Origin of the sequence: Paeniglutamicibacter psychrophenolicus (assembly GCF_017876575.1) — a bacterium.
Taxonomy (GTDB): domain Bacteria; phylum Actinomycetota; class Actinomycetes; order Actinomycetales; family Micrococcaceae; genus Paeniglutamicibacter; species Paeniglutamicibacter psychrophenolicus.
In genome coordinates this window covers 2,315,769-2,331,825 of sequence record NZ_JAGIOE010000001.1, presented here as the reverse complement: position 1 = coordinate 2,331,825, position 16,057 = coordinate 2,315,769, and the positions used below count along the sequence as shown (strand labels likewise).

Sequence of the window (16,057 nt, the reverse complement as noted above, 5' to 3'; positions counted from 1 at the left end):
CCGTCTGCGGTGGCTAGCTCTCGGCGGCCGGTACCCGTCCCAGCTGGGCCATGGACGCGGTGATCAGTTCCTCGAGCTCGGCCTCGGATGCCAGGTCGTGCGGCCTGATGGTGGTGCCGGTACCCACGTAGTAGAACGCGGCGCGAACCTGGGAGACGTCGATGCCCCGCAGGCGCGCCCAGCCCAGCCGGTACACCGCCAGCTGCAGCGCCTTGATCCGCAGTTCCTCCCCGCGCGGCACCCGCCCGGTCTTCCAGTCCACCAGCAGCCAGTCCCCGTCGGGCTCCTTGAAGATCGCGTCGATGCGCCCGCGCACCGACACCGGGCCGATCCGGGTCTCGATGGCGGCCTCCACGAACGCCGGCTGCCGGTTGGCCCATTCGGAGTCCAGAAACGCGCTCTTCATCTCTTCCAGGTCCAGCGCGTCGTCGATGTACGCGTCGGCGGCCTCCAGGTACTCGCCCAGTTCCAGCATGCCGGTGGAGTCGAAGTACTCCTCCAGCCAGGCGTGGAAGGCGGTGCCGCGGCGGGCGGCGGTGCCCGGACGGCGCGGCACCGGGCGGCGCAGCTCCGCCAGCACCGCGGCCGCATCGGTGGCCAGGTCCACGAAGACCGAGGCACGCACGTGCTTCGGGATCGCCGTGGTCCGCTCCTCGGCGGCTTCCCGGGCCTTGCGGGCCAGCAGCAGCTCCGCCTCGTGGAACCAGGCCTTGCCGGTCGGGGTCAACCAGGGTTCCTGCACATCGGGCAACTCCCCGCCGGATGCCGGCTCCCGTTGCCCGTCGCCGGAACCTTCACTGGAACCATCGCCGGAACCATCGCGGGATTCCTCCCTGGCCCGCGCTGCGGCTTCAAGCACCGCCGCCGCCGAGGCCTCCAGCTTGGCGCGGCGGCCGGCCGGACGTGGGCGGAGAACCCCGCCGCCGGAGACGACCGGGCCCTCGAGCGGGTCGTACGGCCAGCGGGCCTCCAGCGGCGTCTCGCGGAACGGGTTGGCCTGGGGCGCATCCTCGTCGGCCACCCACAAGGTGGTTCTCGCCGACGGAGTCGGCCCCTCGGAAAGCGGGCGCATGTCCAGCAGGAAGCTGGAGGGTTCGGTCAGCTTGGTGCGCGTGCCGGTCCACGCGGTCGCCGAACAAATCAGCAGCGACTTGGCACGGGTCAGCGCGACATAGGCCAGCCGCCGCTCCTCCAGCTCGGCGTGCGCGAGCACCTCGGACTTGAACATCGCCTCGGCCTTGACCACGTCGAAGAGGGATTCCTGGTCGGTGTCCCATTGCGGCAGATCGTGCTTGTCCCCGCGCAGCGGCCACGGCAGCGCCGCGTCCCCGCTGGTCCAGCGCGAATCGCTGGCGCTGGGGAAGATGCCCTCGTTCATCCCGGTCACCGCGACCACGTCCCATTCCAGGCCCTTGGAGGCGTGGATGGTCAGCAGCTGCACCGCATCCGGGTTCAGTTCCCCGGGCACGATCGCCAGCCCGCCCTCCTTCTCGGCCGCGGCCTCCAGCCAGGTCAGGAACCCGGCCAGGTCAACCCGGGTGGAGGTGGACGCGTAGTCCTGGGCGATGTCGGCGAAGGCGTCCAAGTGGCGGCGGGCCTCGTGGATGCCCACCCCGGGCTTGGCGGCCACCTCGATGTCCAGGCCCATGGCGCGTTCGGTCTCGCGCAGCAGCGTCTCCAGGTCGTCGTCGATGAACCCGCGCAGGTAGCGCAGCTCGTCGCGCAACTTCCGCAGCCTTCCCAGCGCCTCGGCCCCCAGCGCGCGCCCGTCACCGGAGACCCAGTCGGGGTGCGGCAGGTGGTCCAGCGCCTCGATGAGGCTCGCGGCGTCGTTCAGCTCGGCCCTGGCTTCGCCGCGGGTGATTTCCTCGGCGCTTTCGGGGGCGTCGAGGTTTTCGCGCACCCCGTCCTTGAGCGCGAATTCGCGGCGGCGGGCCAGGAAGCGCGACCAGTCGGCGAAGGCCATCAGGTCCGCCGGGCCGATGCGCCAGCGTGCCCCGGCCAGCAGCCGCAGCAGGTGGTCGGAGCGGTTCGGGTCCACCAGCACGTTGAGCGTCGCGACGATGTCGGCGACCTCCGGCATGCCCAGCAGCCCGCCCAGGCCCAGGATCTCGTACGGGATGCCCGCGTCCTCCAGCCCGCGGGCAATGGGCATCAGCGCCGAGCGGGTGCGGCAGAGCACCGCCATCGTCGGGTTCCGGCCGTGCGCGGCGGCAAACGAGCGGCGTTCGGCGCCGAAGCGGGCAGCCAGGGCCGCGGCCTCCTGGGAGCCGGTGGCGTAGCGGGCCAGTTCCACCGCTCCGGTCCCGGCAAAGGCGCTGGGCTTGAGCGAGGGCACCGAGATGCCCGAGGGTGCGACCGAGTTCAGCTTCGCGGAGACGGCGTTGGCGGCCGCCAGCACGTTGATCGAGTTGCGCCAGGCGGTGGACAGGTAGGCCACCGAGGCCGGACGCAGCCGAACGGGGTTATCGCTGACGCCTGCGACCTCGGGGCCCGGGCCGCCGGTGCCGTCGAGGCGCGCCGGGAACTCGGTCGGGAAGCGGAAGAGCTGCCCGGCGGAAGCCCCGCGGAACCCGTAGATGGACTGGTTGGGGTCCCCGACGGCGGTCAGCGCGTGCCCGTCGCCGAAGATGCAGGAAAAGAGCACCATCTGGGCGTGCGAGGTGTCCTGGAACTCGTCGAGCAGCACCACCTTGAACTTCGCCCGTTCGCTGTGCGCGGCCTCCGGGATCTCCCGGGCGATGCGTGCGGCCAGCGCCACCAGGTCCCCGTAGTCAAGGGCGCCGCGGGCGGCCTTGGCCCGCGCATAATCCACGGCCAGCTCGGCGATGGTGGCGCGGGTGCGCAGCTTGTCCAGCAGCTTGCGGGCATCGAGCGAGGGCGCGGCGGGCTTGTCGATCCGGTACGGCAGTGCCTCGAGCCGGCCCACCAGTGCATCGATCCACTCCTTGGCGTACACCGGGTCCACCAGGTGCTCGGCGCATTCCCCGGCAAAGGTCACCACGGCGTCGATGAGCGTGTTCTTCGAGGAGGCCAGGTGCTCGTAGTCCCCCGCGTAGCCCTCGACGACCGCGGCTGCGACCTGCCAGGCCTGGGCGGTGCCCAGCAGCGCGGTGTCGGATTCCACGCCGATGCGCAGCCCGTGCTCCTTCACCAGCGTGTTGGCGTAGGAGTGGTAGGTGGACACCGACGGATCCAGCAGCCCCTCGTCGTCGAGTTGAAGCAGCCCGGAGCGGGCCAGTTTCTCCAGCTGCCCGCGAATGCGCTGGGCCAGCTCACCGGCGGCCTTGCGCGTGAAGGTCACCCCGAGGATCTCCTCGGGGTGCACCTTCTGGTTGGCGACCAGCCAGATGACCCGGTCCGCCATGGTGGCGGTCTTGCCCGACCCGGCGCCGGCGATGACCAGCAGCGGTTCCAGCGGCGAGGAGATGATCGCCGACTGCTCCGGGGTTGGCTGGTGCTGGCCCAGGATCCCGGCCAGCTCCTCGGGCGAATACACCCGTGGCGGTTCTGTGCTGTCGCTGCCCGGTGCGGGCATGGCCTCGGGGTGGCTGGCTTCTTGGGTGCGGCTCATGGCTCGGTGACCTGCCTTCCTTCGGAACATAGTGGACAGATGCCCGGCAGCCGGCAGTTGCTGCCGCTGCGCCCGCCGCGGGCCGGGTCGTGGCGCGAGAGGAAGTCCGCGTCTCCCATCAATTGCGCGGCGGCCAGCACCATGGGTGTGGCCCAGTCCTGGTCGGTGATGGCCGGTTGGGCCTGTTCGCGCGGGGTCTTGGTGCTGGTGCCCAGCTGCACCAGCGACGCGCCGGCTGGCACGGTCGTGAGCTCTTCGGCGGTCTTCCCGGCCAACGCCCCGTTGATGATGGCGGCCTGGTAGGCGCCGAGCTGCGGGTGGCGTTCGACGTCCTTGCCGCTGGGCTGGGATTTGCCGGTCTTCAGGTCCACGACCCACGGGTTGCCCGCCGCATCGGCTTCCACCCGGTCAACGACACCGCGCAGCAAGGCGGCACGCGGCGCCAGCGGATCGGCCGGGGTTTCCGGCACGTCCACGGTGTCCCCTGCATCCAAGGCATCGGGTCCGGCCACCGCAGCGGGATCGGGTCCAGGCCCCGGCACGTCTCCGGCCCCCGGTGGCTGGATGAGCACCTCGAAGGGGATTTCCCGGCCGATCAGCCGCCGCTTCTCGGTGCTCATCATCACGTTGTACTGCGCCAGTTTCTTGAGCATCGACTCGGCCCGCTCGCGGTCCCGGGCACCCTCCCAGTTCTGCGGCATTTCCAGCTCGCCCCAGCGCTCCTCAAGCACCTGCTGGTACTCCCCGCCGCTGGCCTCGGGGTGTTCCTCGGCGATCGAGTGGACCAGGGTGCCCAGGGACCGGGCGAAGTCGGTGGCTGCCTCTCCCCCGGCGGCCTGGACAAACCAGTTCAACGGGGAGTTCATCACGGACTCGACCTTCGAGGGAGAGACCTTCACCGGCTCCCCGGGCGGGACCACCGGCCCGTGGGAGGTGGACTCGGCCAGCCCCCACCAGCTTGCCGGGTGTGCCCCGCGGATCGGGTGCGGCGCGGCGACCAGGGCGCCGAGCACCGCGGTTGCGTCGCGGTGGAAAGGCTCGCGGGCCGCGTCCAGCGCCGTGGACTCGGCGGCCTGGCGCAACTCCGCCACCAGCGCGCTGAGCGTCCGGGGCCGGGGCACGAAGGCGGCGGCGCGCCCCTGGATGGCGCCGTCGGGGTCCACGATGTCCAGGAAGGATGAGGGGGCGGTGTCCTCGGAGGCCACGGCGATGGCAATGACCTTCTCCCGGGCGCGGGAGATCGCGTTGGCGAAGGTGCGCAGCTCGTCGGCCCGGGTCTCGCGGATCAGCGAGGCAATGTTGCGCACCGGCAGGATCTCGGGGCCGTGCTCGATGACGTCGCTCAGCGCGCCCCCGCCGAGCAGCTCGCCGCGCAGCTTGGTGTTGGGCCAGATGCCTTCCTGCATCCCGGGGACCAGCACCAGGTCCCATTCGCGTCCGGCGGCCGCCGCGGTGGTGAGCACCTGGACGGAGGCCGCGGACCCGCCGCGGCTGGCCAGGGTGTCCATGGGCAGTTCCTGGCCCAGCACATGCTCGACGAACTGGGCGACGGAGGAACCCGGAAGCTGGTCCACGAAGCGTTCGGCGGACTGGAAGATCGCCAGCATCGCGTCAAGGTCGTGGTCGGCGCGGGTGCCCAGGATGCCGCCGGCGAGCGCGGCGGCGCTCCATTTCTCCCCCATTCCGCTGGCGGCCCACAGTGCCCACAGCGCGGTTTCGGCATTCACGTTGCTTCCGGCCAGCTCCTCGCGCAGCGCGCGGTGCATGCGGGCCAGGCGACGGGCGCCGGCGGCTTCCCGTCCCATGGTTTCGAGCAGTTCCAGCTCGTCGAGCATCCCGGCGAGCAGCTCGGCGCTGGAGCGGTTCCCGCCCTGTGCGACCTCGTGGCGGCGCAACCCCTGGCGCAGCCGGCGCACGTCAAGTGCCGAGGCGTTGGCGTAGCGGGACATCAGCAGTTCCTGGAGCAGCAGCGGGTCGGCCGGTGCCCCGGGCGACAGCGCCAGGGACATGAGATCCAGCAGCGGGCGCACGGCAGGTTCCTCGCGCAGCGGGGTTTCGGCCGGCGGGGTGTTCACCGCGATGCCGGCCCCGGCCAGGTACTTGGCCATGGATCGGACCTGGGCCCCGTTGCGCAGGATCACCGCCATGGAATCCAGCGGGCGGTCGTTGATCAGGTGTTCCTCGAGCAGGCGCTGGGCCACCAGGCGTTCCTCGTGGATCGGAGAATCGACCAGCAGCACTTCCAGCCGTCCGGGTGCAGGGGTGCCGGGTTCGTCGTTTCCGGAGTCCTGCCCCTCGGGCTCGGTTCCTTCGGATTCGGTTCCTTGGGCCGGGGCCCGGCCTGGTGCCGGCTGTTGCCCGTTGAGCCCGGTGGCCCCCTGAACGACGGCATCATCTTCCGTTGCGGTGGCCGTACCCGTGGCGTCAGCGGTCGCCGATGCGTCGGGGAACTCCAGTTTCCGTCCGGCGCCACCTGCGGCAACGGGGATGCGCCGGGCGACCTTGCCCCAGGCCGTGGCCAGTTCCGGGTTCAACCGGTAGGAGGTGTGCAGTTCCAGGATGCGGGCCGGAGTGTTCCCGGTGCCCAGGCGCGCCTCGAACTCGCCGAGCATGTCGGGACGGGCACCGCGGAATCCCTGCACCACGTTGTCCGGCACCGCGAAGGCCATCAGGTCCCGGCCCCGGGCGAGCAGCGAGAGCAGGTGGTGCTGCGCGGGGTTCGCCTCCTGCAGGTCATCGACCATCACCAGGTGCAGGCGCTCGTGTTCGGCTTCCAGGAACTCCGGGTTCTCCTGAAGGATGTTTGCGGCGGCCGCCAGGAGCCCCGCCGGGTCGAACGCCTCGGCGCTGCCCAGGTCCAGGAGGTCCCGGTATTCCTGGTAGAACTGTGCCGCGGCCACCCATTCGGGGCGGCGCAGCGACTCCCCCAGGTCCTGCAGCGCACCGGCCTCCAGCCCATGCTCGGAGATCCGGTCGAAGAGTTCGCGCAACTCCTTGCGGAAGCCACGGGTGCCGATGGCTTCCCCCAGCGACTCGGGCCACTCCGGTCCGGGGGTGATCCCCAGGGCATGGCCTTCGAGCAGGTGCCCGATCAGCGTGTCCTGCTCCGGCCCCGAGAGCAACCGGGGCGGCCGCTGCAGCGCCGGCAGCAGCCCGTCGAGCCGGGCCCTGCGGATCAGGTCGAAAGCGTAGGCCGACCAGGTGCGCACGGCGGGCTCGGAGAACGTCTTCTCGGTGCCGGCGGACAGGTCGTCGCGCAATGTGGCCGCAGCGGCACGCGTGGGGGAAAGCACCAGCACGTGCTGCGGGTCGAGCCCGGCATCCAGGCGGTGTGTGAGCACGCGCAGCAGCGTGGTGGTCTTCCCGGTGCCCGGTCCACCCAGGACCAACACCGGTCCGTGGCCGGGCGCCAGCTCCAGGAGTTCTTGCTGGGCCGGATCGGCGGCCGGGGAGGCACCGGGGGCAGTTGCCACGGTCTCCGGGTTGGATGCGAGGGTGTCCATGTGCTCCATCAGATCATTCGGGGGTGACGTTTTGGAATCGGCAGCGCTTCGGCCACCCGGTCGATGCGCGAATGGTCTTCCTCGGTCGGTACCCATCGTGCACGTTTCATCTGCACCCGTTCCTCGGTGCACGGGGTCGCTTCCCGCGCCCAGTGCCCGGCCGCGACCGGCTGCAGGGCGGCCGGCAGGGTTCCGTTGGAGCGGATGACCCTCCACCAGGTGACCTCCGATCCCCCGCGGCCCATCACCTTGCCCACCTGTCTCGGGCCACCGGACCCCAGGAGTTCGGCGATGTCGCCGTAGGACAGGACCTTGCCCGCGGGAATCATGGCGACCACGGCAAACACCGCCTCGTCGTACTCCAGCCCCGCTTCGGCCGCAGCTCCGGTCTCTCCCCGGGATTCCACTTCTGCCCCGACATCCGGATCCGGTGTCCGTTCTGACTGGTCCAAACTTTTCTCCTCAAACGCCGTGCCCATCCACACCCATTATCGGGCCTCGGGCCCGGTGATTATCCACAAGCGCGCTGCGGATCGCCAAAGTGTCTCCGGTTCCCGGTAGCGTTGACGCCATGACTTCCTGGCATACTCTCCCCCGCGCCGCATTCGATCTCGAAACCACCGGCCGCGACCCGCTCGATGCACGCATCGTCACCGCTTCCATCGTTGTGGTCAACGGGCGCTCAGAAATCCTGCAGACCAAGGAATGGCTCGTCAACCCCGGCGTGCCCATCCCGGAAGAGGCCTCGGCCATCCACGGCATTTCCACCGCCAAGGCACAGGCCGACGGCATGGATGCCGCCACCGCCGTCGCCGAAATCTCGGCGTTCCTGGCCGACCTGTTCCTCACCATGCCGGTCATGGCATTCAACGCCGCCTACGACTTCACGGTGCTCGACCGCGAAGCCAAGCGCCACGGCCTGGCCTCGATCGTCCCGGCCCCGGTCATCGACCCCTACGTCCTGGACAAGCAGGTCGACAAGTACCGCCGCGGCAAGCGAAACCTCTCGGTGATGAGCGAGTTCTACGGCGTGCAGCTGCTCAACGCCCACACCTCGGAGGCCGATGCCGCCGCCACCATCGGCATTGCCGACGCGCAGGCCGCGAAGTACCCCCAGCTGCAGGCCGACCCCGCCGAACTGCATGCGCAGCAGATCAAGTGGGCCGCGGAGCAAGCCGCAAGCCTCCAGGAATACTTCCGCCGCAAGAACCCCGATGCCGTCGTCGACGGGCAGTGGCCGGTCAAGTCCTAGCCAGGCACCGCACGCAACATTTCGAAGGGATCCCGCATCGGGGTCCCTTCGGTGTTTTCGGGACGCCGCACTGCCATGCGCGCACCTGCCCGCAAGGGAACCTTGGCCCGGCATTTTCTGCATGACGCCCGGAGGCATCGGCGCAACATGGAGCAACATTTCCCCGCCAATGGCACCGGGTGAGCCAGCTCACCCTACGCTTCGGTAACCCCGAGGCCCGTTTTGTGGACACCGCACCATCGATTTATTCGAAGAAACCTCCGGCCACCCAAGGAAACGGCAGCCAAACCCGGCGCTACCGACAGCCGTTGCGAAGAAAGTCGAGAAACGGCCACGATTGCGCTGCAATCGTTCGACAGTGATTCAATGTCTGGTACCCCCTTTACTTTTTGATTGCTAAGGACATCCCCCTTTTGATCACAGTCACTGACCTGCGCAAGGTCTACCAGCAGGGCGACCGCACCGTCGTCGCCCTGGATGGCGTCTCCTTGCACGTCGATGCCGGCCAAATCCACGGCATCATCGGCCACTCCGGCGCCGGCAAGTCAACACTTGTCCGTTGCCTGACCTTGCTTGACCGCCCGACCTCCGGGTCCGTTGCCGTGAACAACCAGGAACTGGCCAATGTCTCCGACTCCGACCTGCGCACGGCGCGCCGGCGCATCGGCATGGTCTTCCAGCACGCCAACCTGATGGATTCGCGCACCACCGCGCAGAACGTGGCCTTCCCGTTGGAACTCATCGGCACCCCCAAGGCAAAGATCGCCGAAAAGGTCAACGCATTGCTGGAACTGGTCGGACTGACCCAGTTCGCCGATGCCTACCCGGCCCAGCTTTCCGGAGGACAGCGCCAGCGCGTCGGCATTGCCCGCGCCCTGTCGTCGGATCCCGATGTGCTGCTGTGCGACGAACCCACCAGCGCGCTGGATCCCAAGACCACCGACGAGATCCTCGAACTCATCAAGTCCGTGCGTGACCGGCTGAACCTCACGGTGCTGATCATCACCCACGAAATGAACGTCGTGAAGCAGGCCTGCGACTCCGTCTCGCTGCTCGAAGCCGGACGCATCGTCGAACACGGCGACATCGAAAAGGTCGTGGCCGACCCGGCCGGGCGCCTCTCCCAGGCCCTGCTGCCGATGCCCGGCAGGCTTCCGGCGGATCTTCCCGCCGGCGTCGTGCTGGATCTGCTCTACTCGGGTTCCCAGGCCACCGAGCCGGTGATCTCTTCGATCGCCCGCACCTTCAATGTCGATGTGAACGTTCTTGCAGGTTCCGTCGAGAACCTTGGAGAACACCAGTTCGCACACCTGCGCATCCAGCTTCCCGAAGGCTCGGACATCACCGCCATCACCAACCACCTGCTCGCCAACGGTGTTGCCGTGACGCCCAAGGAGGCCAAGTAGTCCATGGACTTCTTCAACGATCTTGTCACCAACCCCGGCATCACCAAGGCCATGTGGCCGGCGTTCCTCGAGACCCTGCAAATGACCGGAATCTCCGGCTTCTTCACGGTCCTGGTTGGACTGCCGCTGGGCGTCCTCCTGCTCAACACCGCCAAGGGCGGGTTGACCCCGATCCCTTGGCTGAACGTGGTGCTTTCGGGCGTCATCACCAACATCACCCGTTCCATCCCCTTCGCCATCCTGATGCTGTCGCTGATCCCGTTTGCCACCCTGCTCGTGGGCGTCTCGCTCGGCCCGGTCGCGGCCTCGGTGTCGCTGACGATCGGCACCATCCCGTTCTTCGCACGCCTGGTGGAATCCGCGCTGCGTGACGTCTCCACCGGGAAGATCGATGCGGCCCTGGTCATGGGTTCGACGAAGATGCAGGTCACGCGCAAGGTCCTGGTCCCCGAAGCATTGCCGGGCATCATCGCGGCAACCACCACGACCGTCGTCACGCTCATCGGATACTCCGCGATGGCGGGACTTGTCGGAGGTGGCGGATTGGGCCGTCTGGCCTACAACTACGGTTTCCAGCGCTATGACGGCACCGTGATGATCGTGACCATCGTGATCATGGTTCTGCTGGTCCAGCTGGTCCAGATCCTGGGCGACTGGCTGGCCCGCCTGGTGGACCACCGCTAGACCGCCAGGGCCCGGCCCCCGCAGCAAAGAATTCCGGCGGTTCATCCCGCCGGCGCGCAGCCAGTAGCCGCTAGCTGCGTTTGTTATCCGTTGTCGCCGACACCGGAACCTGATGAAAAGGAAGCGCATCACATGCGTAAGAAACTCGCACTTGCCCTGACCGGTGTCGCCACGCTGTTCGCACTGACGGCTTGCGGAGGCGGCACTGCCACCACCCCCAGCGCGGAAGCATCCCTCGACCCGGCCAACCCGACCGTCGTGAAGGTCGGTTCCAGCCCGATCCCGCAGGCCCAGATCCTCCAGTACATCGATGAGAACCTGGCCAAGGATGCGGGCATCGACCTGGAAATCACCGAGATCGACGACTACCAGACGCCGAACATTGCACTGGCCGACAAGACCCTGGATGCCAACTACTTCCAGACCGAGGCGTACCTCGCCGACCAGGTCAAGTCCAAGGGCTACAAGTTCGAGCACGGCGCGGGCATCCACGTCGAGCCGCTGACCGTCTTCTCCAAGAAGTTCAAGGACATCGCCGACGTCACCGAGGGTTCCACCGTTCTGCTGAACAACGACCCGGTGAACCAGCTGCGCGGCCTGCGCGTCCTGGAGACCGTCGGCTTGCTCAAGGGCCTCGAGGACACCGACTCGGCACTCACCCTCGAGGGTGACGATGCCAAGAACCCGAAGAAGCTGACCTTCAAGGAAGTCAACTCCGAGCAGGTTCCCAAGTTCTACGCCGAGGATCCGACCATCGGCCTGTCCATCATCAACGGCAACTACATCGTCCAGGCGAAGCTGAACCTGGACGAGGTTGTTGCCCAGGAGTCGGCCGTCAACAACCCGAACGCCAACTTCCTCACCTGGCGTGAAGGCGAAAAGACCCCGGCCATCGCCAAGCTCGAAGAGCTGCTTCACTCCCCCGAGGTCGGGGACTACATCAAGAAGACCTGGACCGACGGAAGCGTCATCCCCGCTTTCTAGGTTCCATTCTTCGCTCCAGAAGGCATTCCGGCTGGACGGAGAACCCGGAAATGCGCTGTTCCACCTGTTGCCGCATGGCAGAAAGGGGAACAGCGCATTTTTTGTCTCCGCAACTTCCCGTTGGCCGACCGCGTGCTTGTGCTTGGCGGACCCGTGCCAGTTGCCCGACGCCGCCGGTCTGGCAGCTTTCCCCGGTCCGCGTCCGCTGCCGACAACATCCCGGACTGCGAGTACCCAGCGCTTATCCACAAGCCCGCCATTGGTCACCCACGCGCGGTGTGCAAAGCGCATCATGGGAGACATGACCACCTCCACCGGCATCATCGACGCGACCCTGGCCGCGCTCAACGGGGCATTGGGAACCGGGACGACCGGCCCAGCCCCGGATGCCGGCACGCCCATCGACCCGTTGCGGACCCTGGCCGCCCTCGAGCTCCTGCTGCGCCGCACCGTTGATGCCGTGGACAGGTCCATCGGTGATTCCCCGGTCCGCGCCGCGGCCTTTGCGCGGCTCTCCGAGCGCTTCGCCCATGCCGGCGGCCACGCGCAACTCGTCGCCGCGGGCTCATGCGACCGGACCGAGGTCAATACGCTGACCGACGGCGCACTGGCCGGGCTCAACCGGGTCCTGGCAGCCCCCGAGGCTTTCGCACACGGCGACACTCAGCTTCCTGCCGATGCCGTCAGCGCCGCCGACCGCAAGCCCCTGCACAAGGGCACCCCCGAATTCCTCGAGTCGCAGTTCAATCTCGACTACTTCCAGGCCGAGCACCGCGTGAAATCCCACGACCGGTTGCTGCCGCACCCTGGCGCCGACGGGCGGAGCACCCCGGCGAAGTACCCGCAACTGGGCAGGATCCTGGTGTCGGGAGCGGCCGATCCGCGCGCCGTTGCCAGCGCCGCGGCCAAGCTCGCAGCACTCGAGCCCTCCATCGAAGCCCAACCGGACCCCGTCGATGTTCGCACCAAGCTCGAGGGCCTGGTCGCCGGCACCTTGGTCACCGCCGGACAGAAGACCGTTGAAAAGCTCATCAAGCAGGCATCCGTGGACCTGGACCGCAGTGTCCTTGACCGCGACGAAGCCAGCATGGAGAGCAACCTCGCCCTGAACTTCAAGGGCAAACGGCCCACCGGCTACGTCTGGGAGTTGACCACCGACGCCGTGGGCCACGAGCTGCTGATGAGCCTGGCCGACGACCTGAACAACCCCCGCACCTCTTCCGGCCGGCTCCCGCTTCCCGGCGTTCTTGTCGATGGCGAGGATCCCGGCGACAGCAACACCAAGGAGCACGCGCCCGATACCGCCGAAACCGATGGCACAGCTTCCCCTGCGGACGACGCCGACTGCATCGGTTCCCCGGCAGACCTCACGGATGTATCCACCGACGACGAGACGGCCACCCCCGGTGTCCATTTCACCGGATCTGGCACTCCCGGCACGATCGGCACCCCGTTCGACCAGGACTTCCTCCCCATCCCCGAATGGGCGGCAAACCCCGACACTCCCGTCGATCAACGCCCACGCGCAGGATTCAACGACGTTGGCCGCCCGCTGGTCACCGACCCCGAGGAAGCACCGCGCCCCGGGGAAACCGCCAAGGAAGCAAACGCCAGGTTGCGCGCGCGCCGGCTGTACCAATTGGTGTTCGACGCCATCACCAGGCTGGTCGATCCTCCAACGCCCGAAGACGTGTGGATGCCGATGAATTCCCGCATCGACATCCTGGTGACGATCACCTATGAGGCCCTGGCCGGAATCACCGACGAACCCGGCTTCACCCAGCACGGCGAACTCATTTCCGCTGCAACGGCACGCCGGCTGGCCTGCAACGCCGGAATCCTGCCCCTGGTCATGGGCGGCAAGAGCCAGCCGCTGGATCTTGGCAGGAAAGTTCGCTACTTCACCAAGGCGCAGAAGCGTGCCATCGCCGCCCGAGACCGCGGCTGTGCGAACCCGGGCTGTTCGATGCCGGTGCACCGCACCGAGGTCCACCACATCAAGGCGTTCTCCGAGGGCGGGAAGACCAACGTATCCAATGGCCTGCTCTTATGCATCCGGTGCCACACCGCCTACCACGCGGGCCATTTCGACATCGTCGTGATCGACCAAATCCCCCATGTGGTGCTACCCGCATCGCGTGATCCGCTGCGATTACCCAGGCGGAATTGGGTTTTCCATCCGGAAACCGCAGCCGCCTGATTTTTCTCCATTCCTCCCGCGGGTCAACCTGCTCCGCTGTCCCACTCGTGGCCCTCGCCCGGTGCCTCCCCACTCCCATATGCGCCGCGTGATAGAACTACGGGAATGGAGAACATCGAGTATTCACTCACGAAGAAGATCGAGGCCGTCGAGCTGATCGGCCTGTACGACGCTGTCGGCTGGAGCGCCTACACAAGCTCCCCCGAGACACTGCTGGCCGCGATCCAGGGTTCGCACACGGTAGCTGTCGCCCGAGCCGGCAACCAGCTGGTCGGGCTGGCCCGAAGCATTTCCGATGGCGCCTCGATCTGCTACCTGCAGGACATACTCGTCCACCCGGAGCACCACCGGGCAGGGATTGGCCGTGGGCTTGCCGAGCTGGTCTTCGCGCAGTACCCGGGTGTGCGGCAAAAAGTCTTGTTGACCGACAACGAACCCGGGCAGAAGGCCTTCTACGAGTCCCTCGGCATGACACAGGCCAGCGAGCACCCCTCCGGCGAAATGCGTGCCTTCGTCAAATTCGACTAAATCAATCCCGACCACGTTGAACGCCGGCGCCCCGGCCGAAATGGGCCCTCGTGTCCAACCCCACGGGCTGCCCGCAGCTACGCAAAAGCGCCGGTGCCTGCCTCTGAACCACCGAGGCTTCTTGGCACCGGCGCTTTGCCGCTTGTTGACCATTGCAACTGGCTACCAAGACGTCCTGCCGCGCACATCAACGATGCAGAACTACTTGTTGGCAAGCTCCGGCTCGGTGATCTCAGCCATCGCCGCCATCTGATCTGTGTACTTCTGGTTCAGGCGCGAGTGGCTGCGTCCGTAGCCGAAGTAGATCAGCACGCCGAGAACCAACCACACGACAAAGTAGATCCACGTCTCGACGGCGAGGTTGAGCATCAGATAGGTGCACAGCAGGGCGGAGACAATCGGGATGACCGGACCGAACGGAACCCGGAAGGCGGGCTTGAGGTCCGGGCGCTTGCGGCGCAGCACGATGATGCCCAGGCTGACCATCACGAAGGCCGACAGCGTTCCGATGTTGATCATTTCCTCGAGCACATCCACGCGGGTGAAGCCGGCCACCAGGGCGACCAGCGATCCGCAGATGATGGTGATGCGCACCGGTGTGCCGCGCTTGGCGCTGGTCTTGGACAGCGCGTGCGGCAGCAGCCCGTCGCGGCTGATGGCGAGAACGACTCGTGAGAGCCCCATGAGCAGCACCATGACCACCGTGGTCAGGCCGATGAGTGAGCCGACGGCAACGACCGAGGCCGCCCCTTCGTTGCCCACCAGCGAGAACGCGGTGGCCAGCGTCGGGGTTTCCACTGCTGCCAGGTCCTTGTAGGAGACCATGCCGGTCAGCGCGAACGAAACACCGACATAGAGCAACGTGGTCAGGGCAAGGCCGGCAAAGATGCCGCGGGGCAGCGTCTTGTTCGGGTTCTTGACCTCTTCGGCGCTGGTGGCCACGACGTCGAAGCCGACGAACGCAAAGAAGACCAGTGCGGCGCCGGCAAGTACGCCCATCATGCCGTACTGGGCCGGTGCGGCGCCGGTGGCAAAGGCGAAGAGCGACTGCTTGAGCACCTCGGCGGTGCCATCCCCCGTGGCCGGAACCGCTTCAGGGATGAACGGAGTGAAGTTCTCCGCCTTGATGTAGAACAGACCGGCGACGATGACAAAGAGCACGACGGCGATCTTGATGATGGTGAACACATTCCCGACCGTGGCTGACAGCTTGGTGCCCATGACGAGCAGCAGCGTGAACAGCGCAACGATCAGCAATGGTCCCCAGCTCATGGTGACGATGCCTAGGTCAATGGTGGGTGAGAGGTGTACTCCCACGAGCTGGAAAACTTCGGTGAGGTAGATACCCCAATACTTGGCGATCACCGCTGCTGCGGTGAAGAGTTCGAGGATCAGGTTCCAACCGATGATCCACGCAATGAACTCACCCATGGTGGCGTAGGAAAACACATACGCCGAGCCTGCGACGGGGATCGCCGTCGCGAATTCCGCGTAGCACATGATGGCCATGGCGCAGGTAAGCGCTGCGATCACGAATGACAGCGTGACTGCGGGTCCGGAGAAGTTTGCTGCTGCCCTCGCGCCCACGGAGAAGATTCCGGCACCCACCGATACGGCAACGCCCATGATCATCAGATCCCAGGTGTTCAGGGTCCGCTTGAGCTGGCGGCCGGGTTCCGCGGCGTCAGCCAGGAAACTCTCCACGGGTTTGGTACGAAAAAGGCTCACTGATTTCCTCGGCGGCAATGAAACGCGAAAACTAACCGGACAAGCCTAGCCGCGTTGCCTATACGCCCTGGTGAACCGATTACCCCCGGATGCGTCCCGGCGCCGGGAATCCTTGCACCTGCCCCCACACCCGAACTTGCCGACCAATCAATATCTGACGTGCCCTTTTACCGTCTCTCACATTGCCCAAACGCGCCG

10 protein-coding genes are annotated in these 16,057 nt (G+C 67.1%); 6 read left to right on the top strand and 4 right to left on the bottom strand.

Features of this window, described 5'->3' with window-relative positions; genetic code table 11:
* Positions 1 to 13 precede the first annotated feature (13 nt).
* From JOF46_RS10575 to JOF46_RS10565, 3 genes are read right to left on the bottom strand one after another with little or no spacing between them, the layout of a single operon-like run.
* Positions 14 to 3,574 (bottom strand): ATP-dependent helicase, encoded by a 3,561-nt coding sequence (locus tag JOF46_RS10575; protein WP_209907253.1) that lies wholly within the window; start codon positions 3,572 to 3,574, stop codon positions 14 to 16.
* Positions 3,571 to 7,077: an ATP-dependent helicase gene (locus JOF46_RS10570; RefSeq protein WP_245348086.1), complete on the bottom strand. Its 3,507-nt coding sequence runs from the start codon at positions 7,075 to 7,077 to the stop codon at positions 3,571 to 3,573. Before JOF46_RS10570 ends, JOF46_RS10575 begins: the two co-directional genes overlap by 4 nt.
* A gap of 8 nt (positions 7,078 to 7,085) precedes the next feature.
* Positions 7,086 to 7,529, bottom strand: coding sequence for an MGMT family protein (locus tag JOF46_RS10565; protein WP_245348085.1), 444 nt, complete (start codon positions 7,527 to 7,529; stop codon positions 7,086 to 7,088).
* A gap of 119 nt (positions 7,530 to 7,648) precedes the next feature.
* On the opposite strand from JOF46_RS10565, the gene JOF46_RS10560 reads away from it, so the two are divergent.
* The 6 genes from JOF46_RS10560 (at position 7,649) to JOF46_RS10535 (ending at position 14,131) form a co-directional block, all read left to right on the top strand.
* Positions 7,649 to 8,329 (top strand): 3'-5' exonuclease, encoded by a 681-nt coding sequence (locus tag JOF46_RS10560; protein ID WP_209907250.1) that lies wholly within the window; start codon positions 7,649 to 7,651, stop codon positions 8,327 to 8,329.
* Positions 8,330 to 8,742: 413 nt separating this feature from the next.
* Positions 8,743 to 9,735, top strand: a complete 993-nt coding sequence (locus JOF46_RS10555; protein ID WP_209907249.1) for a methionine ABC transporter ATP-binding protein — start codon at positions 8,743 to 8,745, stop codon at positions 9,733 to 9,735.
* Positions 9,736 to 9,738: 3 nt separating this feature from the next.
* Positions 9,739 to 10,419, top strand: a complete 681-nt coding sequence (locus JOF46_RS10550) for a methionine ABC transporter permease (RefSeq protein WP_209907248.1) — start codon at positions 9,739 to 9,741, stop codon at positions 10,417 to 10,419.
* Positions 10,420 to 10,551: 132 nt separating this feature from the next.
* Positions 10,552 to 11,403: a MetQ/NlpA family ABC transporter substrate-binding protein gene (locus tag JOF46_RS10545; protein ID WP_209907247.1), complete on the top strand. Its 852-nt coding sequence runs from the start codon at positions 10,552 to 10,554 to the stop codon at positions 11,401 to 11,403.
* Positions 11,404 to 11,704: 301 nt separating this feature from the next.
* Complete coding sequence (locus tag JOF46_RS10540; RefSeq protein ID WP_209907246.1) at positions 11,705 to 13,603, top strand: HNH endonuclease signature motif containing protein; 1,899 nt, start codon at positions 11,705 to 11,707, stop codon at positions 13,601 to 13,603.
* Between the two features lie 105 nt (positions 13,604 to 13,708).
* Entirely contained in the window at positions 13,709 to 14,131 is a 423-nt protein-coding gene (locus JOF46_RS10535) for a GNAT family N-acetyltransferase (RefSeq protein WP_209907245.1), read from the top strand.
* 201 nt (positions 14,132 to 14,332) lie between these two features.
* Here JOF46_RS10535 and JOF46_RS10530 read toward each other — a convergent pair whose 3' ends face one another.
* The gene (locus tag JOF46_RS10530; RefSeq protein WP_209907244.1) at positions 14,333 to 15,859 is read right to left on the bottom strand and encodes an amino acid permease; all 1,527 of its coding nucleotides are present in this window, start codon (positions 15,857 to 15,859) and stop codon (positions 14,333 to 14,335) included.
* Positions 15,860 to 16,057: the final 198 nt, after the last annotated feature.